This window comes from Paenarthrobacter sp. UW852 (assembly GCF_024608385.1).
GTDB lineage: Bacteria > Actinomycetota > Actinomycetes > Actinomycetales > Micrococcaceae > Arthrobacter.
In genome coordinates, this window is record NZ_JAMSGY010000006.1 from 260151 (window position 1) to 282838 (window position 22688).

The 22688-nt window shown below is 62.0% G+C and carries 25 protein-coding genes; 9 read left to right on the forward strand and 16 right to left on the reverse strand.

The window, feature by feature from the left end:
* The first annotated feature begins 15 nt into the window (after window positions 1-15).
* The 5 genes from NEK97_RS12940 (at window position 16) to disA (ending at window position 5880) form a co-directional block, all read left to right on the forward strand.
* Window positions 16-1143, forward strand: coding sequence for an aromatic acid exporter family protein (locus tag NEK97_RS12940; protein ID WP_257370335.1), 1128 nt, complete (start codon window positions 16-18; stop codon window positions 1141-1143).
* A gap of 47 nt (window positions 1144-1190) precedes the next feature.
* Window positions 1191-2573 carry a DNA repair protein RadA gene (gene radA, locus NEK97_RS12945; RefSeq protein WP_235520338.1) on the forward strand — a complete coding sequence of 461 codons (1383 nt, stop codon included), beginning with the start codon at window positions 1191-1193 and terminating at the stop codon, window positions 2571-2573.
* A gap of 83 nt (window positions 2574-2656) precedes the next feature.
* Window positions 2657-3901 (forward strand): glycosyl hydrolase, encoded by a 1245-nt coding sequence (locus NEK97_RS12950; protein ID WP_257370304.1) that lies wholly within the window; start codon window positions 2657-2659, stop codon window positions 3899-3901.
* A complete protein-coding gene (locus NEK97_RS12955) occupies window positions 3898-4521 on the forward strand; it encodes a Pr6Pr family membrane protein (RefSeq protein WP_257370305.1) in 624 nt (207 codons plus the stop codon). The genes NEK97_RS12950 and NEK97_RS12955 overlap by 4 nt, the downstream gene beginning before the upstream one ends.
* A gap of 282 nt (window positions 4522-4803) precedes the next feature.
* The gene (disA, locus tag NEK97_RS12960; protein WP_235520341.1) at window positions 4804-5880 is read left to right on the forward strand and encodes a DNA integrity scanning diadenylate cyclase DisA; all 1077 of its coding nucleotides are present in this window, start codon (window positions 4804-4806) and stop codon (window positions 5878-5880) included.
* A 40-nt stretch (window positions 5881-5920) separates the two neighbouring features.
* Here disA and NEK97_RS12965 read toward each other — a convergent pair whose 3' ends face one another.
* Complete coding sequence (locus NEK97_RS12965) at window positions 5921-6628, reverse strand: hypothetical protein (protein WP_257370306.1); 708 nt, start codon at window positions 6626-6628, stop codon at window positions 5921-5923.
* A 136-nt stretch (window positions 6629-6764) separates the two neighbouring features.
* Between NEK97_RS12965 and NEK97_RS12970 the strand changes: the two genes are divergently transcribed.
* The 3 genes from NEK97_RS12970 (at window position 6765) to NEK97_RS12980 (ending at window position 10019) form a co-directional block, all read left to right on the forward strand.
* A complete protein-coding gene (locus NEK97_RS12970) occupies window positions 6765-7715 on the forward strand; it encodes an A/G-specific adenine glycosylase (protein WP_257370307.1) in 951 nt (316 codons plus the stop codon).
* A 22-nt stretch (window positions 7716-7737) separates the two neighbouring features.
* Window positions 7738-8220, forward strand: coding sequence for a hypothetical protein (locus NEK97_RS12975; RefSeq protein WP_257370308.1), 483 nt, complete (start codon window positions 7738-7740; stop codon window positions 8218-8220).
* A gap of 407 nt (window positions 8221-8627) precedes the next feature.
* On the forward strand, window positions 8628-10019 hold the full coding sequence (locus NEK97_RS12980) for a cation:dicarboxylate symporter family transporter (RefSeq protein WP_257370309.1): 1392 nt from the start codon (window positions 8628-8630) through the stop codon (window positions 10017-10019).
* Here the strand turns inward: NEK97_RS12980 and NEK97_RS12985 are convergent.
* Window positions 9973-10767: a helix-turn-helix domain-containing protein gene (locus NEK97_RS12985; protein WP_257370310.1), complete on the reverse strand. Its 795-nt coding sequence runs from the start codon at window positions 10765-10767 to the stop codon at window positions 9973-9975. The two genes, NEK97_RS12980 and NEK97_RS12985, sit on opposite strands and share 47 nt — an antisense overlap.
* A gap of 85 nt (window positions 10768-10852) precedes the next feature.
* On the opposite strand from NEK97_RS12985, the gene NEK97_RS12990 reads away from it, so the two are divergent.
* Window positions 10853-11365, forward strand: a complete 513-nt coding sequence (locus NEK97_RS12990) for a glyoxalase/bleomycin resistance/extradiol dioxygenase family protein (protein WP_257370311.1) — start codon at window positions 10853-10855, stop codon at window positions 11363-11365.
* Window positions 11366-11383: 18 nt separating this feature from the next.
* On the opposite strand, the gene NEK97_RS12995 is transcribed toward NEK97_RS12990, so the two are convergent.
* The 14 genes from NEK97_RS12995 to NEK97_RS19965 form a co-directional block, all read right to left on the reverse strand.
* Window positions 11384-11746: a VOC family protein gene (locus NEK97_RS12995; protein WP_257370312.1), complete on the reverse strand. Its 363-nt coding sequence runs from the start codon at window positions 11744-11746 to the stop codon at window positions 11384-11386.
* A 3-nt stretch (window positions 11747-11749) separates the two neighbouring features.
* Window positions 11750-12010 carry a DUF4235 domain-containing protein gene (locus tag NEK97_RS13000; protein WP_257370313.1) on the reverse strand — a complete coding sequence of 87 codons (261 nt, stop codon included), beginning with the start codon at window positions 12008-12010 and terminating at the stop codon, window positions 11750-11752.
* Window positions 12011-12097: 87 nt separating this feature from the next.
* A complete protein-coding gene (locus NEK97_RS13005) occupies window positions 12098-12274 on the reverse strand; it encodes a CsbD family protein (protein WP_235520350.1) in 177 nt (58 codons plus the stop codon).
* A gap of 89 nt (window positions 12275-12363) precedes the next feature.
* Window positions 12364-13053 (reverse strand): dihydroxyacetone kinase phosphoryl donor subunit DhaM, encoded by a 690-nt coding sequence (gene dhaM / locus NEK97_RS13010; RefSeq protein WP_257370314.1) that lies wholly within the window; start codon window positions 13051-13053, stop codon window positions 12364-12366.
* Window positions 13050-13703 carry a dihydroxyacetone kinase subunit DhaL gene (gene dhaL, locus NEK97_RS13015; RefSeq protein ID WP_257370315.1) on the reverse strand — a complete coding sequence of 218 codons (654 nt, stop codon included), beginning with the start codon at window positions 13701-13703 and terminating at the stop codon, window positions 13050-13052. Before dhaL ends, dhaM begins: the two co-directional genes overlap by 4 nt.
* Before the next feature lie 2 nt (window positions 13704-13705).
* Complete coding sequence (gene dhaK / locus NEK97_RS13020) at window positions 13706-14707, reverse strand: dihydroxyacetone kinase subunit DhaK (RefSeq protein ID WP_257370316.1); 1002 nt, start codon at window positions 14705-14707, stop codon at window positions 13706-13708.
* A 148-nt stretch (window positions 14708-14855) separates the two neighbouring features.
* A complete protein-coding gene (locus NEK97_RS13025; RefSeq protein ID WP_257370317.1) occupies window positions 14856-15032 on the reverse strand; it encodes a hypothetical protein in 177 nt (58 codons plus the stop codon).
* Between the two features lie 25 nt (window positions 15033-15057).
* Window positions 15058-16506 (reverse strand): FAD-binding oxidoreductase, encoded by a 1449-nt coding sequence (locus NEK97_RS13030; protein ID WP_257370318.1) that lies wholly within the window; start codon window positions 16504-16506, stop codon window positions 15058-15060.
* Window positions 16507-16666: 160 nt separating this feature from the next.
* Window positions 16667-17176: an amino-acid N-acetyltransferase gene (locus NEK97_RS13035; protein ID WP_257370319.1), complete on the reverse strand. Its 510-nt coding sequence runs from the start codon at window positions 17174-17176 to the stop codon at window positions 16667-16669.
* 148 nt (window positions 17177-17324) lie between these two features.
* Window positions 17325-17675: a nuclear transport factor 2 family protein gene (locus NEK97_RS13040; protein ID WP_257370320.1), complete on the reverse strand. Its 351-nt coding sequence runs from the start codon at window positions 17673-17675 to the stop codon at window positions 17325-17327.
* 1020 nt (window positions 17676-18695) lie between these two features.
* Window positions 18696-19961: an MFS transporter gene (locus NEK97_RS13045; RefSeq protein ID WP_235520358.1), complete on the reverse strand. Its 1266-nt coding sequence runs from the start codon at window positions 19959-19961 to the stop codon at window positions 18696-18698.
* Window positions 19958-20734 carry a hypothetical protein gene (locus tag NEK97_RS13050; protein ID WP_257370321.1) on the reverse strand — a complete coding sequence of 259 codons (777 nt, stop codon included), beginning with the start codon at window positions 20732-20734 and terminating at the stop codon, window positions 19958-19960. The genes NEK97_RS13045 and NEK97_RS13050 overlap by 4 nt, the downstream gene beginning before the upstream one ends.
* A gap of 328 nt (window positions 20735-21062) precedes the next feature.
* Window positions 21063-22226, reverse strand: a complete 1164-nt coding sequence (locus NEK97_RS13055) for an acetyl-CoA carboxylase biotin carboxylase subunit family protein (RefSeq protein ID WP_235520360.1) — start codon at window positions 22224-22226, stop codon at window positions 21063-21065.
* A complete protein-coding gene (locus NEK97_RS19965) occupies window positions 22223-22687 on the reverse strand; it encodes a GNAT family N-acetyltransferase (protein WP_374111531.1) in 465 nt (154 codons plus the stop codon). Before NEK97_RS19965 ends, NEK97_RS13055 begins: the two co-directional genes overlap by 4 nt.
* Window position 22688: the final 1 nt, after the last annotated feature.

The following is a 22688-nucleotide window of genomic DNA, read 5'->3' on the forward strand; positions in this document are numbered from 1 at the left end:
AATAGACTGGAGCACATGGCTGCCGCGAAGGGATTTTCTGCAAGCAAGAGGTTTCTGCGCGCCAGGGTCCGGACCGGCTTGGTTCGCAGCCGGAATTCGTTGACACCGGCAATCCAAATGACAGTGTGCGCCGTTGGTGCCTACGCCTTTGCCGAATACGTGCTGGGCCACCAGGGTCCCCTGTTCGCTGCCACGTCGTCCCTGATTGCCTTGGGCTTCTCCCGGGACCCCCGCCTGCGCCGGGTTATCGAGGTGGGCCTTGGCTGCACCCTCGGGATCGTTGTTGGCGACTTGCTGCTCCACTGGCTGGGCGCTGGGATCTGGCAGGCCGCCGTCGTTCTTCTCTTCTCCATCCTGTTGGCCAGGTTCCTGGACAGCGGCACCATCTTCACTACCCAACTGGGGCTGCAGTCGTTGTTGGTGGTGCTGCTTCCGGCTCCGGCCGGCGGGCCGTTCACGCGCAGCATTGATGCTGTGGTGGGTGGCGTGTGTGCGCTGCTGGTGACCATCCTGGTGCCCAAGGATCCGCGCAGGGAGCCGCGCAAGGACGTCCAACAGATCCTGCACGAGCTCGCCGAAGTGTTGCGGGAATGCGCCAACGCCATGATCGAGAGCGATTCCACCATGGCCTGGCACGCCCTGATCCGCGGCCGCAATTGCCAACCGTTGGTGGACAGGATGCGGCAGACCCTGCGTGCTTCCGGCGAGGTAGCCACACTTGCTCCCGCACACCGGAGGCACCGTGACGAACTGGCAAGCCTGGAACATTCGTTGGAGTACATCGATCTGGCCTTGCGCAACAGCCGCGTGTTCGCGCGACGCCTGACCAGTGCCATCAACCACGCGGCACTCTCCGACGAAGCGATCGACAGCATCTCCGAGGTCCTGCAGGAAACCGCGGCCGCAATAGACGAGATGACCATCGGGCTCGCCGAACAAAGCGAGGGTACCCGGCGGGTCCATCTGCGGCGCGCCCGGAACGACCTCAGTGACATCGCCGCCCGGCTCCACCCGAAGATGCTCGACGTCCAACGGCTCGAGGGCGAGACCGTGGTCATGCTGTTCCGCCCTCTCATGGTGGACCTGCTGGAGGCCAGCGGGATGGAACCGGAAGAGGCACGGACGGTCCTCCCACCGCTGTAGCTCCTGCTGGGCCAATAGTGTCGGCCCCCGCCACTACGCTTGGACCCATGGCTTCAAAGACTTCCCGCGCATCAAAGACCCCCGCCTACAAGTGCGCCGAATGCGGCTGGACGGCCATCAAGTGGGTGGGCCGCTGCGGCGAATGCCAGGCATGGGGAACCGTGGAGGAATACGGCGCCACAGTGGCACGTACGACGGCGGCTGCCACCGTCCTGGAACCGGCCCGCCGTATCGCTGAGGTAGATGGAACAACCGCCGCGTTCCTGCCTACCGGGGTGGACGAACTCGACCGCGTACTCGGTGGAGGGCTTGTGCCAGGCGCTGTCATCCTCCTGGCCGGGGAACCCGGCGTCGGAAAGTCCACGCTACTGCTGGACGTCGCGGCAAAGTTCGCGCGCACGGGCCAGGACGTCCTGTACGTCACCGGCGAGGAGTCTGCCGCTCAGGTGAAGCTGCGCGCCGAACGGATTGACGCCGTCGCGCACACCCTCTACCTCTCAGCTGAGACGGATCTGGGACAGGCCCTTGGCCAAGTGGAAAAGCTTGAGCCGAAGCTGCTCATTGTCGACTCCGTCCAGACGCTCAGCAGTGCAGACGTGGAGGGCAGTGCGGGCGGTGTGTCACAGGTACGTGAGGTAGCTGCCTCGATCATCGCCGCTGCCAAACGACGAAACATGACAACCCTTTTGGTGGGCCACGTGACCAAGGAAGGCACCATCGCCGGGCCACGCCTGCTGGAGCACCTGGTGGATGTGGTGTGCCAGTTCGAAGGCGAGCGTCACTCCCGCCTTCGCCTGCTGCGGGCGGTCAAAAACCGCTATGGTGCCACGGACGATGTCGGCTGCTTCGACCTCAACGAGTCCGGCATTGAAGGCCTGGCGGACCCAAGCGGGCTTTTCGTGTCGCGCACGCGTGAACCGGTGTCCGGCACGTGCATCACGGTGACCATGGAGGGCCGGCGCCCCCTGCTCGCCGAGGTGCAATCGCTCCTCGCGGAGAGCCCCAATTCCCAGCCCCGGCGCGCAACAAGCGGACTGGAAAGCTCCCGGGTGGCCATGCTGCTGGCGGTCCTTCAACAACGGGCCGGGTGCATGCTGCACAAGGATGACTCCTACGTCGCCACCGTGGGCGGGGTGAAGCTGACGGAACCGGCCACTGACCTGGCGGTGGCGTTGGCTGTTGCCTCGGCGAAGTCGCGGAAGGCACTCCCCCAGAGACTCATCGCTTTCGGCGAAGTCGGGCTGGCCGGCGAGGTCCGTCCTGTTCCCGGAATCAACCAGCGCATCCAGGAGGCACACCGTCTCGGATTCACCCACGCGATCGTTCCGGCAAGCCCGGCGGGGGCAGGTGTGATTCCCGAGGGCTTCTCTGTGCGCGAGGTGGGCCACTTGGCAGAGGCCTTGGAGTTGCTGATTACTCAGGCATCATGATTGAGCCGCGGACCGCGGATCCCTAGGATAGGACGAAAGCGCAGCTCAGGAAGGCTCGGTGTTTGTTTTTGGGGGAGCAACCAGTGGAAGACAGCGCGTCCCGCAAGGAGAACCGCGCCGAGCTGTTGAGGGCGTTCACGTTGCCGACGGTGATTGGCTTGGCGGTACTCGGTATAGCCGGGGTTAACTTCGCCAACTCACTGTCCCAGCGGGAGGCAGCTGCAACGCCGTCGGCCGCGGCCTGCGAAGTCACTCCGCGAAGCGAACTGGCCCCGGCGAACGGGACGTTGTTTGGCGTCAATCTGGATTACCATTCCAAGTCCTTGGCGACATTCACCAAAGACCTGGGCCACAAACCCGCCGTCAGTGTTTCGTTCACCGGCTTTCCGTTGACACCCAAGGATGAAGAAGACCTCCAGAAGGCCGTTGAGCAGATCCACGCAGACGGCCGCATGATGCTCCTGACGCTGGAGCCTGCCCAGGGCTTGAACGCCGTCACCGATGACACAGCCACGGCCTTGGCCAAGGACTTGGCGCGGTTCAACAAGGAGGGCGTCCCGGTCATCGTCCGGTTCGCGCACGAGATGAACGGCTCCTGGTACGCGTGGTCGCAGCAGCCCCAAAAATACGTGGCCGCGTTTCAGACTCTGGCCAAGGCAGTACATAGGGACGCGCCCGGTTCAGCCATGATGTGGGCACCCAACTACGGCGGCGGTTACCCCTTCGCCGGTGGCCAGTTCGAGGCCAAGCCGGGGACCCTGGAATTCGCTGCTTTGGACACCAACGGCGACGGCGCACTGACGATGAACGATGACGCGTATTCGCCCTATTACCCGGGTGATGAGGCCGTGGACTGGGTGGGCATGTCGCTGTACCACTGGGGCAACAAATATCCGTGGGGTGAGAACGAACTCCCTGAGCCCAACAAATTCACGCAGCAGCTCACGGGAACCTATTCCGGCGCCAACGGCGACGACACGCTGCTGCCCGATTTCTACAACGTCTACGGCGTCCAGCACGGCAAGCCGGTAGCCATCCCTGAAACGGCGGCGCTCTTCGCTCCGTCGGCCGGAGGGGAACAGGAACTGGCCATCAAGGAGGCCTGGTGGAACCAGGTCTTCAGCCCTGCAACCCATCAGCAGTTCCCCTTGCTGAAGATGATCAACTGGTTCGAATGGGACAAGCAGGAAATCGAGGTCAAGGGCCGCGTTGACTGGACTGTTTCCAACACGCCGGCCGTGCGGGAAGCCTTCACAGCTGCGTTGCCGGAATGGTTCCAGTACGGCCCGGACCAGCCCTGCCAGCCCACGGCAAGGACTGGTCCATGACAAAGCGGAATGTGCTTATTGGGGGACGCTTCTTCTTTGGCCTTTTGACCTTGGTGGCTGTTGGTGCGCAGCTGACGGTTCATGTGGGCTTGGGGTACGACGTCTGGAATTTCTTCTCCTACTTCACCAACCTGTCCAACATCTTCGCGGCACTTGTGCTGCTGATCAGCGGGTACAGGGTCCTGGTCCGGAAGCGGCCCAGCGAGGCTGACGACGTCACGCGCGGCACGGCCACGATCGCCATGGCCGTGGTGGGCCTGGTGTTCGGTGCTCTTCTGGCCGGGGAGGACCTCGGTTCCCTGCTGCCCTGGGTTAACTTCGTGGTGCACTACCTGATGCCCGTGGTGATGGTGGCGGACTGGCTCTTCCAGCCGCCGAGGACCACCCTCCGGCCGAAGCACATCTGGTATTGGCTGCTGTACCCCATTGGGTACCTGGCCTACAGCCTGATCCGGGGAGCTTTGGTCAATTGGTACCCGTACTGGTTCATTGATCCTGCCCGGGCCGGTGGTTGGGGTGGCGTCGTGATCTTCGCGCTGGCCATTTCCGTGGGTTTCCTCGTGGTGAGCCTGGCGATGATGTGGCTGGGCAACAAGATGAAGCGGCAAGTGGATTACTGAGTGGATTGGCCCGCGCGCAATTAACTACACCAACTTGTTATATCCGCCCACGTCAACGGGCTGCTTTCCCAAAGTGGGCCCCGCCGCAGAGCCGAATGTAGCCTCTTCCGCGGCTGCCCGAACATAACGAAATGACCCACTTTGGGGCTTGCTGGTGCGGTTAATGGCGTCCGGAAGCCCTATCATGGTGCTAGTCGTCAAAGGGGCATTTCTTCGCGTGTCCCCTGATGCCGGATTCAGCTTGTTTGTAAGCCGAGGCTTGCACCTTCGAAGGGAAACCCCATGGCCCGGAGCCCGGAAGAGTCGCTCAAGGCGACCCTGGCCAGAGTCGCACCCGGAACTCCGTTACGTGATGGCCTTGAGCGCATCCTTCGTGGACGTACCGGCGCCTTGATTGTGCTCGGATCGGACAGGACCATCGACTCCATCTGTTCCGGCGGATTCGATATCGGCATCGACTTCTCCCCCACACGTTTGCGCGAGCTCGCCAAGATGGACGGCGCCATCATCTGCGACAAGGATGCCAGTAACATCGTCCGGGCCGCAGTGCAGCTTGTTCCGGATTCCAGCATCGAAACCCAAGAATCCGGCACCAGGCATCGCACCGCCGAACGCGTGGCCATCCAAACCGGTGTCCCCGTCATTTCCGTCAGCCAGTCCATGCAGATCATCGCCCTGTACGTGAACGGATTGCGCCACGTGTTGGAGGGTTCGGAGAAGGTCCTGGCCCGCGCCAACCAGGCCCTGGCCACGCTGGAACGGTACAGCGCCAGGCTGGACCAGGTCACCAGCTCGCTTTCGGCCCTCGAAATCGAGGCTCTGGTCACCGTCAGGGATGTTGCTGTCACGCTTCAGCGGCAGGAGATGGTCCGTCGCATCTCCGAAGAAATCGCCCAATACGTCCTGGAACTTGGTGAGGATGGACGCCTGTTGTCCCTTCAGGTGGAAGAGCTCACGGTAGGCCGCGGCCCTGGCAGCGAAGTCATTATCCGCGACTACTCGGACCCGGACGCCACCCCGGAGCAGATCGAAGAAGCCGTCCAGGCCCTCCTCAACCTTGGGCCCACGGAGCTGATCGACCTCAGCCGCATCGCCCACATCATCGGTTTCGCCGGCGGCGTGGAACAGTTGGATGCGGTAGTCCAGCCCCGCGGATACCGGCTGCTGTCCGGACTCAAGTCCGTTCCCAAGGCTGTGGCCGACCGCCTGGTGGACTATTTCGGTGGCCTGCAGAACCTCATGGCTGCCACCATCGACGACCTGATGACTGTGGACGGCATCGGCGACCAGCGCGCCCGCACCGTCCGCGAGGGCCTGAGCCGCATGGCCGAAGCCAGCCTGCTGGACCGTTTCCTCTAAGGCGACTGCCGCCGTCGGACCCTGCCAGGCGCGAGGCCGCTTAGTTCAGCTGGAAGGTGGCTTTGGGGCTGGCCTTGTTTCCCAGCCGCGCTTCGAACGTGTAATAGGCGCCGCCAGCACCGGGCTTGGCGTTGATGGCTCCGCAGCCTTCCAGTGTCCGGTTGCGCTGCCACGGGAAGTTGGCGGTTTCGCTCTTGCCTGGCTGGATGGTCTTGATGAGGTCCACGCCGCCTGTCTGGCAGTCCTTGGAGGAGAAAATGCGGTCCGCTCCGCTCATCACCAGGTATTCCATCTGTGACGTTCCGACGTTGACCTCGCACGGAGCTGCGCCGCCGTTGGTGATGGTCATGGTCAGGAGCGGCATTTCCTCAGCACCGTAGGCGGGTTTATCGGTTTTCGCGGCCACGGTCATGAGGTTGAAGTCGCACACGGGCGTAGCGGAAGCCGAAGGCGACGGCGTTCCCGACGGTGCGGTCCCTTGCGTCGGTGCCTGCGTTGTGTCGGGAGACGCGACCGCTTGCGGTTCTGACTTCCCGGAAAGCGCCCCGGTGACGGCAACTATGCCAGCTACGAGCAGCACGATCACCAGCAGCAGGGCACCGAAGACTACCTGCCGACGACGGCGGTACACGGCAGGGCTCGGCCGGCGACGGTTCGTGGAGGTGCTTTGGGGTGACGAACCGCGGGCAGCACCTTTCGCCGGCGCTGATGAGCGCGCGGTGGATTGCTGCTTACCCTTGGTGGACATGGTTCTAGGCTAGGCTCGCAGCGGCCGGGGTGCCTAACCTCCACGCCGCTGGCGCCCAATCCAGGGCTGTGTGACGTCGGCCATGCGATTGCGGGCGGGCGGCTCCGGGCGGGAATCCACTAGAGTTGTTGGCAGTATGACACTTCCCAACACCCTCCAGCTGGCCTCGCTCCACAACGCCCTGGACCAGTGGTTCGAGGACACGGCAAGGGACCTCCCGTGGCGCGAACCCGACTGCAGCGCGTGGGGAATCCTGGTCAGCGAAGTCATGCTCCAACAGACCCCCGTGGTCCGCGTCCTTCCGGTGTGGTTCGACTGGATGGAACGCTGGCCCACACCGGCCCACCTCGCCAACGAGCCGTCCGGAGAAGCCGTGCGCCATTGGGGCCGCCTCGGTTATCCGCGCCGGGCTTTGCGGCTGCACGCGGCCGCCGTCGCCATCCGGGATCAGCACGGCGGTTCGGTGCCCGACAATTACGACGAGCTCCTGGGGCTTCCCGGCGTCGGCAGTTACACGGCCGCCGCCGTCGCAGCCTTTGCCTTTGGCCGCCGGGAGACCGTGGTGGATACCAACATCCGCCGCGTCCACGCACGGCTCTTTGCCGGGAGCGCCCTTCCGGCACCAACGCTGACCGCCGCGGAGATGCGCCTGGCCGAGTCGCTGCTCCCCCTCGATCCGGAACTGTCCGTGCGCTGGAACGCTTCGGTCATGGAGCTTGGCGCCATGGTCTGCACCGCCCGCAGCCCCAAGTGCGCCGACTGTCCCGTCCGCGCAAGCTGTGCATGGCTCGCCGCCGGTGAGCCGCCGCCGTCGTACACGCCCAAGGGCCAGTCCTGGCACGGCACCGACCGTCAGGTTCGCGGAGCCGTGATGGCGGTGCTCCGTGAGGCTGCCACACCTGTCCCGCGGGAGATGTTCGAACAGGCGCCCGCCGACCTCGGCTTCGCGCCCTCCGGCGTCGGCATTCCACTCGCGGCGTTGCACCGCCTCAACTCGGCACCCGAACAGTTGGAACGCGCCTTGGACGGCTTGCTGACCGATGGTCTCGCGGAAATGCACGACGGCGGTTTGCGGCTACCGGCGTAGGCATCGGGCCCTACCCTGAAGCATGGGCAGAATTGGGTTGGCCTTGACGCTTGCGTGCACTGCGGGATTGCTGTCCGCGTGTTATCCGGAGCCTGTGGCGTGCCCGGCCATTGCGCGGGCTACCGGGGTGTCCCTGACCGTGGCCGCATCCTATGCAGGCGACGTCGGTTCTCTTCGGCTGAAGGCCTGCCAGGACGGTAGCTGCACGGAGAAGGATCTGGTTCTGCAGCCGGGCTCAGCTGCCGTCGACCAGGGCTGCTCGCCGGAGGGTGTCTGCTCAGCGACGTCCTCCCCTGACGGGACCCTGCAGGGCTTCATGGAGTTGAGCGCGTTATCCGAAGCGCCCCTGGATGCGACGGTGAGCGGCACATCGATTTCCGGTGCCGCCTTGCCAGTGCGTACCCTGACATTCACTCCCAGGGGCGACTACCCGTTCGGCGAACAGTGCGGGCGGGTGATTTCGGCGGCGGTGGTCCTTGATGCGGCGGGATTGCGGCAGGGGTAGCAGTATCGAACGGCGCCGTTCCTCTAGCGATTTGATTTAGCCAGCGGTATTCCCGTGTCATTCCGCCCGAGTCGCCGCCGGGCCTGCCCCTGCCGGCACCTGCGTCACAGTGTCCTTCGCGGCCCACCGGAAGGATGCCGGGTACCGCACACCTCCAGCCGGGGAGGGAGTGGTGTCCTACAGGGTCTTCCTCGACGCAGCGCATAGGCCGGTCCCGAAGCCTGCGGAGGTTGCCGCGGAGGGCTGCCGTCCCTTATCCCCGGTCAATTTCGCATCGTGAAAACTTGATTCCGATATTAAACACAGAGCGCCTCTGGAATTAGCAATCCGGAAACAAGGCACTCATAGCGTCTTGTGTGATCCCGGCCGTGACCCTGCACGGCCCCATGCACAGATAGGCGCACTCCTTGAAGATCCATGCACCTGAAACAGCCTCAACTCCAGCTGCGAAGAAGCCCTTATACAAGTCCTTGTTCTTCCAAATCGTGATGGCGGTGGTAGCGGGAATCGTCATCGGGTACCTGTGGCCCAACATCGGGTCCGCGCTTCGCCCGCTGGGCGATGGCTTCATCCAACTCATCAAGATGATCATCGCGCCGCTGATTTTCCTGGTCATCGTCACTGGGATCTCAGCCGTGGGAGACGTAAGAGCCGTCGGTCGGGTGGGCGTGAAGGCCCTGGTCTACTTCACCGCCGCTACACTCTTCGCGCTTGCTTTTGGGCTGGTAGTGGCCAACGTCGTGCAGCCGGGCGCCGGCCTGAACATTGACCCCGCGTCCTTGTCCGAGGATGCCGTGAACGCCAAAATCACCACGGCCCCACCCAAGGATGCCGGACAGTTCCTGCTGGGCATCATCCCCACAAGCGTGGTGGGGGCATTTGCCTCAAACTCACTCTTGCAGGTGCTGTGCTTCGCCGTCTTCTTTGGAGCAGCAATCGTGGTGGTGGGGCGGGAGAAATGCAAGCCGGTCATTGACATCATGGAAACCACGTTGGAAATCTTCTTCAGGATCATGGCCTGGGTCATGCGGGTGGCTCCAGTGGGTGCGTTTGGCGCCATGGCCTTCATCATCGGCCAATACGGGCTCAGCTCCCTGAGCACCTACGCCCTTCTGGTGGCAGCATGCTATGGCTCTGCCCTGATCTTCATCGGCTTATTGTTTGTGGTGGCCTGGGCCTACCCTCGTGTTCCCCTGTGGCAGTTCATCAAATACTCGCGCGAAGAGTTCATGCTGGCGTTGGGCACGGCGTCCACCGAATCCGTCCTCCCTCGCATCATGACCAAGCTGACCAACGCCGGCTGCTCCCGGGCAACCACGGGACTGGTGGTTCCCACCGGATACTCTTTCAACCTCGACGGCGCGGCACTCTACCTGTCGATCTCCCTCCTATTCCTCGCACAGGCCTTCGGGCACAACCTGGATCTGGGTCAGCAACTGGCCGCACTGGGCATTCTCATGCTGACCTCCAAGGGCATGGCCGGAGTCCCGGGATCAGCCTTCCTGGCCCTCTCGGCCACCGCTGGAGCCCTGGGAATCTTCCCGGTTGCAGGCGTGGCACTCCTGCTGGGGGCCGACCGGCTCATGGACTCCATGCGGGTTGTGGTCAACCTGCTTGGCAACTGCGTCGCCACTTTTGTGGTCTCCAAATGGGAGGGGCAATTCGATCGCGAGGCAATGCTGGCAGCTTTCCGCGGGGAGACCACGACCCCAGAGGAAGGGGACGCAGTCACCGAACCGACTGTGCCAACGCTCAGCAGTCCGCAGCCCCGGCTGACCGCCGGTACGAACTCGGCGTGAAACCCAGGAACTTCCGGAAGTCGTTGGTCAGGTGCGCATGGTCCGCATAGCCAAGTTCGACGGCGATCACCGCAAGGTCCGCTGATGGATCGGACCGGGTGCGCTCGGCCGCGTCCTGCAGCCTTCGGCGACGGATAAGGGCGGAGGGACTCAACCCGATGTATTTTTTCGCGATCCGTTGCAACGTTCGCGGGGACACCGCAAGGAGGGATGCCGCATCTTCGATCCTGACAACCTCAGGGTCGGTCGCAATGAGGTCCATCATCCGGTTCGCGAGCAGCGCCTCTTCGGACAACGTCACATCCAGGGAAACCAGCCACGCAACAAAGGCTTCCGCTGCCCGCCCGCGGCGGGTGCCGCCGTCGTGCGTTTCCATGGCCGCTGAAACGGCGGTGTGGAGGTCATGCAGGTCCAGCGCGAGACCTGTGTCGCGGAGGGTCTCCGGAGCATCACTGAACAGCGGAACCGCGGCCGGTCGGAGCAGGGCTCCCACTGCCCATCCCTTTCCGCTCAGGTCACGGTAAGCGGCGCGGGTGGTGGGGCCGGAGAATTCAACCACATCACCTTGCACCACCAGATTGGAGGTGGGGTAGGCGATCACGTGTTGCCGGGACGATCGGCCGGGTTCGATGTCCCACTCGGGAATCCAGAACCACTGGACGAGGTCCGCCACCGGCTCCGGCGCAGGAAGGCGGTGGAAGGTGGGCAGCCGGGCGGGATAGAGGATGCCTTTGAACGAATCCGTCATTGGAGCCTTCCCGGAACCCAACCCCTCGCGAACCCGTCGCGAATCTCCAAGCGCTGGCCCCTACCAGGCACGTAGCGTCATATCCATGACAGATACTACAAGCACAGAAGCCGCCCCCGCCGCCAACGGCGAGCACACCACGCACGGCGTCCCGAAAGGGTTGACCAGCCTCACGCCGTTCCTGGCGGTGTCCAACGCCAAGGAAGCGATCGCGTTCTACCGGGACGTGTTCGGCGCCAGGGTGGTGGGCGAAACCGAGATGGGCGGGGTGGTGGTCCACGCGGAGCTCGACTTCGGAAACGGTCACCTGCAACTCGGCGAGCCCAACCCCGAATACCACTTGGTCCCGTCGCCCGAGGGCGAGGACGACTGCTATTCCCTGGGACTCTACTGCTCCGATGCAGACGCTCTGGTCCGCATAGCGGAACAAGCCGGCGCCACCATCAGGGAGCCGTTGAGCACCTTCGTTTCCGGTGACCGCTATGCCAGCATCCGGGATCCGTTCGGGGTCCGGTGGTCCATCATGACCCGCGTCGAGGACCTTTCAGAGGAGGAGAGCAACCGTCGCGTCGACGAGTGGGCGGCGCAGCAGGGCTAGGCCCAAAAAGGGCAGGCCCTAGCTCAGGCAGAGGCAGAACGGGTGTCCGGCAGGATCAAGGAACACCCTGAACGTCTCGCCTGGCTGGTGGTCGGCCTTGCTGGCGCCAAGGGCAAGGACTTCTTCTTCAGCCTTGTCCAGGTTGTCCACCACGACGTCAAAGTGCATCTGCTGCGGGATTGTCTGGCCCGGCCAGACGGGCGCCTGGTACACATCAACCTGCTGGAAGGAGATGCAGTTGCTGCCGTCCTCCGGGCGCACGTCGTACCAGTCGCCGTTCTCGTTGGAAACGTGCCATCCGAGCAATTCGGCGTAGAAAGCTGCGAGCGCTGCCGCGTCGGGGCAGTCGATGACAACGCTGGGGTGCTTGGCAATAGCCATGTTCTAGACCTCGTCTGCTGTTTTCTTCATGCGGGCCAGGGCGCTCTTGGTGCCCCGTTGGGTAAGTACGTGAACAACTGCGCCAACACCGGCGGAGACCACGGCGAAAACCAGGACGCCCGGCAGGGAGTCGTTCAGGTCCGTTCCGTCCTTCGGGGCGGGCTTGCCGGTCTTCTTCTCCCAGAGGCCTTCCAAAGTCTTGTTCGCGATGGCACCTGCGCCGAGGCTAACAGCAATGCCGAACAGTTTTACCAGTATGTTCACGAAGATCCTCCATCAAATAGTGCCTCGAAGCGAGGCCTCCCACAGCAAGACAGGGCCGCTGCAACCGCAGCGGCCCTGTCCACATTCCTAGTCCTTCTTGAAGGCGTCCTTCAGCTTCTCGCCTGCGCCCTTGAGGTCGGCTTTGACCTGGTCGCCCTTGCCCTCAGCCTCGAGGCCTTTGTCGTCCGTCAGCTTGCCGGCAGCTTCCTTGGCCTTGCCGCCCAGCTTCTCGCCGGTGTTCTCGATCTTGTCGTCAGCACCCATGTCGCACCTCTTTCTTCGTAGGAACCTTGTACCTCTACAACATCACTAATCAGCATACTTAGCAATATCTTGGTCGAAAAACCGTTTAGTTAGAGCTCGCCAAACCCCTCTTCAACCAGCTTCCGCACGTAGTCCACAGCCCTCTCGGCATCCTTCCCACGGGCTTCCACATGCAGCTCGGATCCCTGCCCCGCTGCGAGCGCCATCAACGCCATGATGGACATGCCATCCACTCCGTTGACGGTCACGTCCGCGTCCATTCCGGACAGGCCGCCGGCGATCTTCGCCGCCGGACGCGCATGCATTCCCAGGGGGTTGATCAGGGTAAAAGTCCCGCTGGCGTCAGGTTCAGCAGTGCCTGCGTCGGCAGCCTGGGGTGCAGCCACTGAACTTCCACTGAAAGTTACGGCTTCGGCCGCTTTGAGCACATCCTCGACGCCGGCCCCTCCCTGGGCGGCGACGGCCGCGGCAACCAGTCCCTCGACCAGGGGCGCGTCGGCCAGCCGCACAGCGTCGGGAGCGCTGGCGAATTCCACGGCAGACTCAGCCGTCATCACGGCCGAGCCCAGGTCCGTGAGCACCACAACCCCGTCACCACCCGAATCAACCAGTGACTGCTCGACGGCGGCCAGCACCTTCTCCAGGCTGGTACCGATACGGTCGTCGTCGGTTCCCCCGGCGGCGACGAGTTCGACGTCGGGCGCCATCTGGGCGGCGAGTTCCACTGCACCTTCAGCGATTTTGCTGCTGTGCGAAACCACCACGATTCCCACCGTCATGCGTCCCCGGTTCCTGTGCCGTTGCCGGCAGCTGTTGCGGCTGCCCGCAGGAGCAGCGCTGTTGATGCGGCACCGGGGTCGCGGTGACCGACGCTGCGCTCCCCCAGGTAACTGGCCCGACCCTTCCGGGCCACCAGTTCGTCCGTGGATTCGGCTCCGGCCTGGGCGGCTTCAGCGGCGGCGTCCAGGACCTCCCTTGGGTCTTTGCCAGCGGCCGCTGCCTTTTGTGCGGCTTCGACAGCTGGAGTCCAGGCGTCGATCATGGTTTTGTCGCCGGGTTCCGCCTTGCCGCGGGCCACTACCCCGTCCCGTGCTGCGGCGAGCGCCGCGGCCAGGGCCTCGGCGTCCACGTCCGCCAGATCGCCCAGCGAGGTGGCCGCGCGCAGGTACGCCGTTCCATAGAGCGGTCCGGCCGCACCACCCACCTTTGACATGAGGGTCATCGCCGCCACCTTGAGTGCCGCACCCGGCGTCTCCGGTGCGGCTTCCTCCAGTTTGGCAACAACCGCCTGGAAACCCCGGTCCATGTTTTCGCCGTGATCAGAGTCGCCGATTGCGCGATCCAGTTCGATCAGTTCCGTGCGGTGCCGGGCCATGGAGTCGGCGGAGAGTTTCAGCCAGTCCACGGCCCAGTCGACGCCCAATCCCATGCTCAGGCACCCCACCGCAGGGCTGCCGTGTGGACGGGCGCGTCCCAGAGCCTGGTCATCTCGTCGTCCAGGCGCAGCACGGATACTGAACAGCCCTGCATTTCCAGGGACGTCACGTAGTTGCCCACCAAGGAGCGCTCCACCGTGGCGCCCCGTTCGGCGAGGACCTGCGCAGCCCGGCGGTACACGATATACAACTCACTCTGCGGGGTTCCGCCCATGCCGTTGACGAACAGCAGGACCTGGTCACCTGATGCGATCCCCAAATCCTCCAGGACAGGTTCCAGCAGCCGGTCCGTGATGGCGTCGGCGCCTTCCATGGGGATCCTGTGCCTGCCCGGCTCGCCGTGGATGCCGATTCCGATTTCAATTTCGTCATCGGCCAGTTCAAAGCTCGGTGTACCCGCGTGCGGCACAGTGCAGCCGGACAGAGCAACGCCCATGGTCCGCACGTTGGCTACTACACGTTCGGCGATTGCGGTGACAGTATCCAGGTCGTCCCCGCGCTGGGCGGACGCTCCGGCGATCTTTTCCACCAGGACGGTTCCGCCCACCCCGCGGCGTCCTGCCGTGTACAGCGAGTCCTCCACGGCGACGTCGTCGTTCACCAGCACCGAACGGACGCGAACGCCTTCAGCCTGGGCCATTTCCGCAGCGGTTTCGAAGTTCAGCACGTCACCGGTGTAGTTCTTCACGATATGGACGACGCCGGCACCTGAGTCCACGGCGACAGTCGCTGGAATGATCTGGTCGGGTGTGGGAGAGGTGAAGACCGCGCCGGGCACAGCGGCGTCGAGCATTCCGAGTCCCACAAAGCCTGCGTGAAGGGGTTCGTGCCCGCTGCCTCCGCCGGAAACCAGGGCAACTTTGCCCGCTACCGGCGCTGCCTTCCGGACAACGAATTTGGGGTCGGGATGGACGTCCACGATGTCGGCATGGGCCATGCCAAAACCTTCGACGGACTCGTCCACCACGGCGCGTGGATCATTGATGAGCTTTTTCATTGGATGCTCCTGGGCATGCTGTGGCTGGTGCTCTGACCCTACTACCGGCGGGCGGGCCCACGGTAGGTCCCGAGGCGAAGGGACGGCAGTTAAATGGTGGAAGGGGCAGCCCTTCGACCGCCCCTCCACCTGCGCTTCTGTTCACGGGTCAGTCATCGGCACCCGGCGCCGGAGTCAACGCGGATTCGTCCCGGGGACGTACTTCCGGCCAGAAGGCCGAGTAGAGGTCCGGATCCGGATACCGCTCCCCCGCCCACGACTCCCCGTTCGGCAACGATCCATACGGAATGTCGATCTGGAAAGCAGAGAAATCAGGAAAAATCACCCGATGGTCCATTGCCGTCAGCTCCCTAGCTGTTCAGCACGGCGTCGCCACCGGCGGTCACAACGTCTTCGAGAAGCACCGTCTGGTCGATGACCGGAAGACCCACGACGTGCCCGAAGCTGAACATGTTCTTCGGGTCAAGCTCGGCTTTCGCCTTCCGGAGCCGTTCGCGGACAGTGGGACCCCAGGGCCGCTCCCTGTCCTCGGCGTCGACGAAGTGGCCGTGGAGGTTAACAAAAGTCCCGCCGCTGGAGGCATCGCGCAGGTCGTCGCGAACGGCGTCGAACACTACGGGAAGCAGCTCCACCAGAGGAGGGACAGCCATGCCCGCCATGAAGAAGCTGAACGCGGCGTCGCGCGCCCCAACCGTGTCCTCGCCGTCGGCGCTCTTGGCCAAGGCGCCGCCGAGCAGCCGCACCTCCGCCATCAGCACCGGGCTCTGCACGCCTGGTCCGAAGTGGCGCAGGATCGCGCTCTTTGCTCCGCCGTCCAAACGGTCCAGCAGGAAGCCACGCTCGCGCACGGGCACAGGCTGGTCCGGGTCCTGGTGGATACTGTCCAGCTGGGTGGAGTCCAGGGGGCCGGTCCCATCCATCATCAAAGGCGCACTCCGTCGCATCGGCTCCAGCAATTGCGTCGCCACGGCCGCGTCGCCCTGGTACGCGTAACGCAGATGCACGACGAACTTGCCCCGCAAAGGTTCGGGGATGAACTCCATGTCCGGCAATCGAAGGAAGGCCAACGACGCCGACGCCTCCTGGGGCAGCGACGGAACCCATTCGCTGAACTGCTGGAGGACCGCCGGAGCATGCTCACCGTCGAAGTACAGCCCACCGGCGAAGAGGTCAGTGCCCGGGAATAAGTGGAATTCCATGGCCGTGACAATGCCAAGGTTTCCCTTGCCTCCGCGCAGGAGATAGAAAAGCTCCGAATTCTCGTCCTTGGTTACCCGTCGGTGCGTGCCGTCAGCAGTGACGATCTCGAAGGCGATCACATGGTCCGATGCGAACCCGTACTTTCGACCCATGATGGGCAAGCCGCCGCCCAAGGTGTAACCCACCACGCCGACGTCGGTGGTGGAACCGCAGAGCCCCATGAGCCCGAACGTGGATGCCAGTTCCACGACGGCCTTCCAGCGGACGCCGGCGCCAACGCGGGCCGTCCGTTCGACGGGATCGATACTGAGCTCCAGCATTCGACGCGTGCTGATGAGCAGGCCGCCCTCAATGGCGTTGGTGGCCCCGTGGCCGGTGGATTGGACGGAGACGGGCATTCCGCGTTCTCCGGCCCAGCGGACTGCCGCCGAAACGTCCTCTGCGTCGAGGGCGCCGAAGGCAACATCCGGTTGGTGCTGTGTGGACAAATTGAAGGCCGCTACTTCGGCGGCGAAGCCGGGATCGGCAGGCGTGAACACTGGACCGCGCACGCTGAGTTGGAGTTGTGAAACATCTGGGAACGAGGCGTGGGACTGCATGATCTTCTCTCAAATTGACCGATGTGGCGGAAGCTTCCCCAGCAAGCCGTTATCAGTTTATCCATCAACTTTAGATAAGAGAAGAGGTTTAAATCACCCATAATCGGGCAGGGCCCAGCCACCCGTCGGAGCTGGGTTCTAAAAGGGGTTTGGGCGCAGGTTAAAGCTGCTTGATCATGCGCGTATTGCCCAGGGTGTTGGGCTTCACGCGGGCAAGGTCCAGGAACTCGGCCACGCCTTCGTCATGCGAGCGCAGGAGTTCCGAATACACCTGCGGATCAACGGCCGACTGGTCCGCCATGACTTCAAAGCCGTGGCGCTTGAAGAAGTCCACCTCGAACGTCAGGCAGAACACCCGGCTCACGCCCAGCGCCTTTGCCTCTTCCAGCAGGTTCTCCACCAGGACATGGCCCACGCCGCGGCCCCGCCAGGAGTCGGCCGCGGCCAGCGTGCGGATCTCGGCCAGGTCCTCCCACATCACGTGCAAGGCGCCGCAGCCAATGACCTCGCCGGTATTGGATTCGGCAATCCGGAATTCCTGCAGGCTCTCGTAGTACGCCACGGTCTCCTTGGCCATGAGGATCCGTTCCTCAGCCAGAGGAGCCACCAGCCTCTTGATCGCCGCCACGTCACTGGTGCGGGCAGGGCGAAGGCTGAAGGTCGAATCCACTCCCCTATACTAGCGAGGCCGCAACCTCAACTGAGCCTCCGCACTTGCCAGTTAGTGCTGTTCCCATAACACGTCCGTTCCGGTGGTCACTGTGCTGTGGGTGGATAAACCTGCCGAAGCGTTAGAACTTTTTCCAAGCCGAAGGAATCTATACCTTCGGCATGAAAAAATATGTCGTGCGGTCCTGAATCAATCCCTCCTTGAAGGTAAAGAAATCTGCAAACGAGACCCGCAAGTCCTCACCGGAATGCCCCTTGCCTTCAAAATCACCGCGCACAGCTGCTGACTGATCGGCAATCAGGACCTCTTTGAGCCGGTGGTTTCCGGAAGCTATTACCCGCTCTTGGCCATAAAACTGGCGCAGGCGCTCACGTCCGACAAGCGCCCCGTAACCAGGCCGGTGATAGGCGGCGTCCTGACAAAATAGTTCGTGCACAGTGGCGGGATCCTCATCCACGCGCAGATAATAATTGCGAACCAATTCATCGATACTTGCCACCGCCGCCCCTTTCATATCGTTTGGTTCAGGGACCCGTGCAGCGACAAGGCCATGCCTTGTGAGTACTGGATGCCCGCCTCTGAGAGTTGCCTTCTCAATCGCGGCGACGGAGGGGCGCCTTCCTCCCGCGCTTGTTCGGGAACAAGCAAACGCTTGAGTAGGGGCGCCGGGCTTTTGCTGTTCCTTGCGGCCTGTCCGATTCGAGCTTGGACCTCTGGCCAGTAGGACTCCATCTTCTTGCCGCCAAGTACTTCCGCGGAGGGCAGAGCCGCCAAGACCGCCAGGTTTATCGCGTTGCTGTAGACGAATGGTGTCTCACCACTCGTAGCCGCCCGAAGTCGCCCCCCGGCCCCTATCACCCGTGCCCCGTCGGCCAATTCGAGAAGGGCGCGCATCCACACACCCGTGCTGGTCAAGTCGCCGGCGACTTCCAAAGCGGCCTCAACCAACCACTCCAACCGGACATAGATTGTCCTCGAGGTAGCTGAGAACCCGCAGGACCGTTCGATGCTGGCCATGAGGTTGATGTAACACCAAGCTCGATCAGTGGCGAGGGCCGCCATTCGCGCCGCCCTGCGGTCATGACCAGTTAGCATGTCAGGAAATGTCGAGTAACCATTCTGGCTCGCTATGGTGGCATGACTCTGTTTCTTGTTCCTCGTAAACATACTCACGCGGCGCAAATTGGCCTCTTGATCCAGGATCCACCACGCGTAGGGTCGCCATCCGAGATCAGAAAAGTTTGTGTGCGTGAGCACCACGCGAAGGTGAATGGCGTCGGATTCTGTACCTTGCAGTTCGGCCGCATGCCAACCGACTCTTGCCCTGGGAAAGAAGACATTTGGGCTGGCATGAGGCAGTGTAAGCAATATCCGCCCACCATTGCCCAGCCTCTCCAAGGCAGCCTGGCTGTGTCCCAGAATGTCCGCGAGCTCATGGCCGACTGGCGAGTCAGGAAGCTCGCTGCGATGCGCGGATATGCGCTTCACCAGAGCTTCCAGGAAATTCGCTCTTCCATCGTCAGCGTCCAATCTCACCAAAGACCCCCTCCCTCCGCGACGATTCCTGCCGCCACCAAATCAACCAGAAGACGGCGCAGACCCCAGCCAGCGCCCATACCGCCGCCTCCAAACCGGCGAAAGACGAAATGGCCCCCGCAGCAAGCGCAAAGAGCGCCTTGGACAACGAGGCAACCACATTTCGCGTCATCGCGAATGAACCTACCTCCTCGGCAGGGGGAGTTTGGTTTGTAAGGACCTGCATCACGATTACGTGCAGAGTGAGCACGAGGGTCAGGACCCCGGCCAGGAAGGCGACCGCGAATTCCGCCCCGAGCAAGTTGAGGCATACCAACAAAATTGCGCTGGCAGGCATCGCCCACCGGAGGACCATCAATGGAGTGGAAAGTCTTGACGAAAGGATCAACCCAGCTACGAATCCTCCGGCCATGCTCGTTACGTTCATCACGGCGTAGAAGGCGGGCGCTGACGGAGCCGTCGCCTCGCTCAATGAAGGCAGAAGCGTTGTCAACGCCTGCAGCGATCCACTGCTTGGAACAGAAAAGAGGAGCACGGAGACCAACGCAGGACTAAGACGGGATCGGACCTTGGGCGATCGGCGCGTCCCTGGCGTTTCCTCATCCTCTGCATTTTTCCGGCGTGCCCGCGCAGAGTCGTTCCGCACTGCAAGACGCAATACGAATGCACTCGCGGCATAAAACGCCCCACATATCAAGAGCCCTGCGGGTCCCAAGCCAGTGCTCAGCAAAAGACCAGCACCCCCGGCGCCCACGACCTGTCCTGCCAGGCTGGCGGATGAAGAAAGTTGCAACGTCTTCTTGGCGGCCTCAGGCTGTAAGCAGGTTCTAAGAAGCCTGCCCACAACAGCTTTGTTCACGAGCTTGACAAGCGACAGCAGGGCCTGGCTGGCCAGGATCATGATCACGGAAATAAGCGGATCTCCAGCCAACAATTGCTGAACGCCCACAACAAGGGAACCAAGCGCCAAAAACCAATTGCTCCATCCGGCAAGCGATCGGGCATCTCCCTTATCTGCATGCTTTCTCACGGCCAGGCCTACTGCAGCCGCGGGCGCATAGCCGGCGAAGACTGCCCACCCGACCAGAAGGCCACTACCGCCGATCTGAAAGGCAGTCCAGAGGATAATCACTTGCTGAGCGCCTTCAGCCAGTGCTGACAGTAACGAAAAAGCAAGGAATCCTCGGGAGGAACCTGCCGCACTCTCCGAGTTCGCCAGTGCCTCGGGCGACACCACATTTTTGTTCATATGGCCTTCGAGATCCTTTCTGTGAGGGAGTACGCCTGCGACTCGGTGGAGGTCTGGAAAAATGCATGCCAGGAGAATGAACACGACTCTTTAGGCCGAGACTCTCCTGAATCCAGTTCTTCCAGGGACACAACCTCTGGTTGTCGCAACAGGAACGCCCGCTGCTCAGCTCTGGATAGGTTTGCCGACGGAACAACGCCGAGCACTCCGGCCCAAGGAGTGGCAGGGCTTACCCGCGATAGCGATGGCGTCGGAAGCGGCATGCCAAGTTGAGCTCTGATGAAGGCATCCCAAAGATCCAACCCCTTATGGCGACGCAGCGCTTCTGCAACACCCCCGCCTGCTGGCCGCATGGCGATTTCGCCGAGGAACATAGCCCCGTCAACTACCAGCAACTCGATATGAAATACGCCATCGAGGTTTGGGGCCGCCGTGAGGATATCCGCAACAAGCAGACGAGCCCGCCGGCTCATTTCGTGCTCCTCGGGGAGATGGATGCTGGCCCGGGTGTTACCTCTCGCTTCCAAAACCGGCCGGTCATACTTGGACACTGCCGCGGCAGCCAACTCCCCGCCAATCAAGACACCATCGCAATGAAGCTCTGTTTCAACATCCAAAGCCGCCTCTACTACCTGGTCATCAGAAGCACCGCTTATTACTTCAAGCAGCCGCTCCATGGAGTGCCGCTCCACACCCCTGCTTGACGAACCCAATGCGGGTTTGACTATAAATTCAGAAAAGCCAGAAAATGCGGTGCCGCCTTCCAGCTCCATGTCTGATGTCCAACGCGGAGCCATGGGCACAACTGGGGAGAAGACGTGATGCATCTCCCGCTTGTCCGTTACTGCCAAGCTCTGCCCAAGCTTGAGGCCGGGAAGGGAATAGTGCTCCCTGAGCCGCCCGGCCAAGAGCATGTTACTTTCCGACGTTGCAATAACATGCGAGCAGCCATGCCGCTCGAAAGCATCTGCAGCCGACTCAAAACTCCGCAGCTCTGCGGGACTCGTGACATCTTGAAATACGAGGTCGAGGCCCGGAACATCCTTACATACCCTCAAGACCGACGGCTTTGCAGGGCTGAGCACCAAGGCACGGCGAGTCTCAGCCACGATCGGCCCCGTTTACCTCAACCAACTCAAGCATCGCAGCCTGCAGATGCGATTCCGATGCGGCCTGAACGATTGCGAAGCCATCACGGTTGTAAGCTCCTCCCCCAGTCGGAGAATCCGCCAGCTCGATTTGGCAAATATTCTGGAAATTTTGACGATAGAAATCAATACTCAGCTGCGACCCAGGAAAGCGACGCAGATAAACAAACCCAAATACCGGACTTGGATCAACGACGCGCGCATTTATGGATGGCCTTTGTTCCAGCGCAGCCTGGACATGGGCCTCAAAAAGATCAACCCCATAAGTCAAGTTGATAATCTCCGGCACATGGCCGCCCGGTGGACGGATTGCGATTTCACCTAGAACTAAACCGCACTCGGATATGAAGGCTTCAAGATGAAAAACACCGTTTGGTGCTTGAAGAGCGCTGAGTGCATTGCCGACGAGCTCCTCCGCATGAGTAAAGAGCGCACTATTCATCACTTCTGTAACTATATGATCAGCCATGATGCCGTCGTCATTGCATTTGTATGGCGAGTCAAGATATCGGGCCAAACTCAACCACAGGACTGAATCATCCCACCACACACCATCAACGTGGAACTCAGGACCAACTACACGACTCTCAGCCAGATATTGAAAACTTGAGGCAATTCCCGGCAAGGCAGCCTCAAAATCACTGGCAGATTCGACCAGTTTTACACCGTCGGAACCAAAGCCCGAACTGGGCTTTACGAAAAATCGCTGCCCTAGCTGCCGAGAAAGACAATGGTAGGTGTCCGTCAGCTCAATCGGCACACTTTCAGCGTGCGCGACGCTGTCCCCAAGATGCATTTTTTGGAGGTGCTTGTCCCGGAAGACCAAGGACCGGCCAAGATCCTTGTCGCCCGGAAGATTCAGAGCCAACCTTGCCACCAGGGTGGTGAAGACCCCCTGCTCATGACCTGTTACTGCCGCTGCAAAATCCCCAACCGGGTGCCGCCGAAGGACTGCGCCCAGAACTTCCTCCGGGGATTCTATGCTTCGAACCAAAATTATATCCAGCCCTTCGAGCCCGGGCTTCATTTTTTGAAGGACTATAACCGGATCATAACCTAACCGTCGTATAGCCCTCTCCAGACCTGGACGATATCCAATCAAAAGCACCTTATTCATGCGGCTGAACCAATTTCATTTCCGTAGATATCGTGCCTTCCACTCGAACCAAAAGGTCCAATGAAGTGGAAGCCGAGACTTTCAACAAATTTCACGTTCGACTCAATAGCGCGTCGAACCGCCACTAAGATGATCTGTCTGCCTTTGGAACGCGAACAATCCTCGACATATCGGTATAACTGCGTCCCATAGCCCAGGCGTCTCATATCTGACCTCACAGCCAAATAGCTGAAAGTGTAGATATCCTGTTCAACCTCGTGTTGCACAGCAGCTACGATTTCGCCGCCTACGAGTCCGATCGACCATGAGTTGCACCGAGCTACTAGGTCTCCCTTCCCTTTGCTAAGAACGGACGGCACAAATTGGTCCTCATAGACCGAAAATGTAGATACAATCAACTTCCACAGCTGTTCTGCATCGCGTTGCTTCGCAGAGCGGATTTCCAACCCGGCTGTGATCACA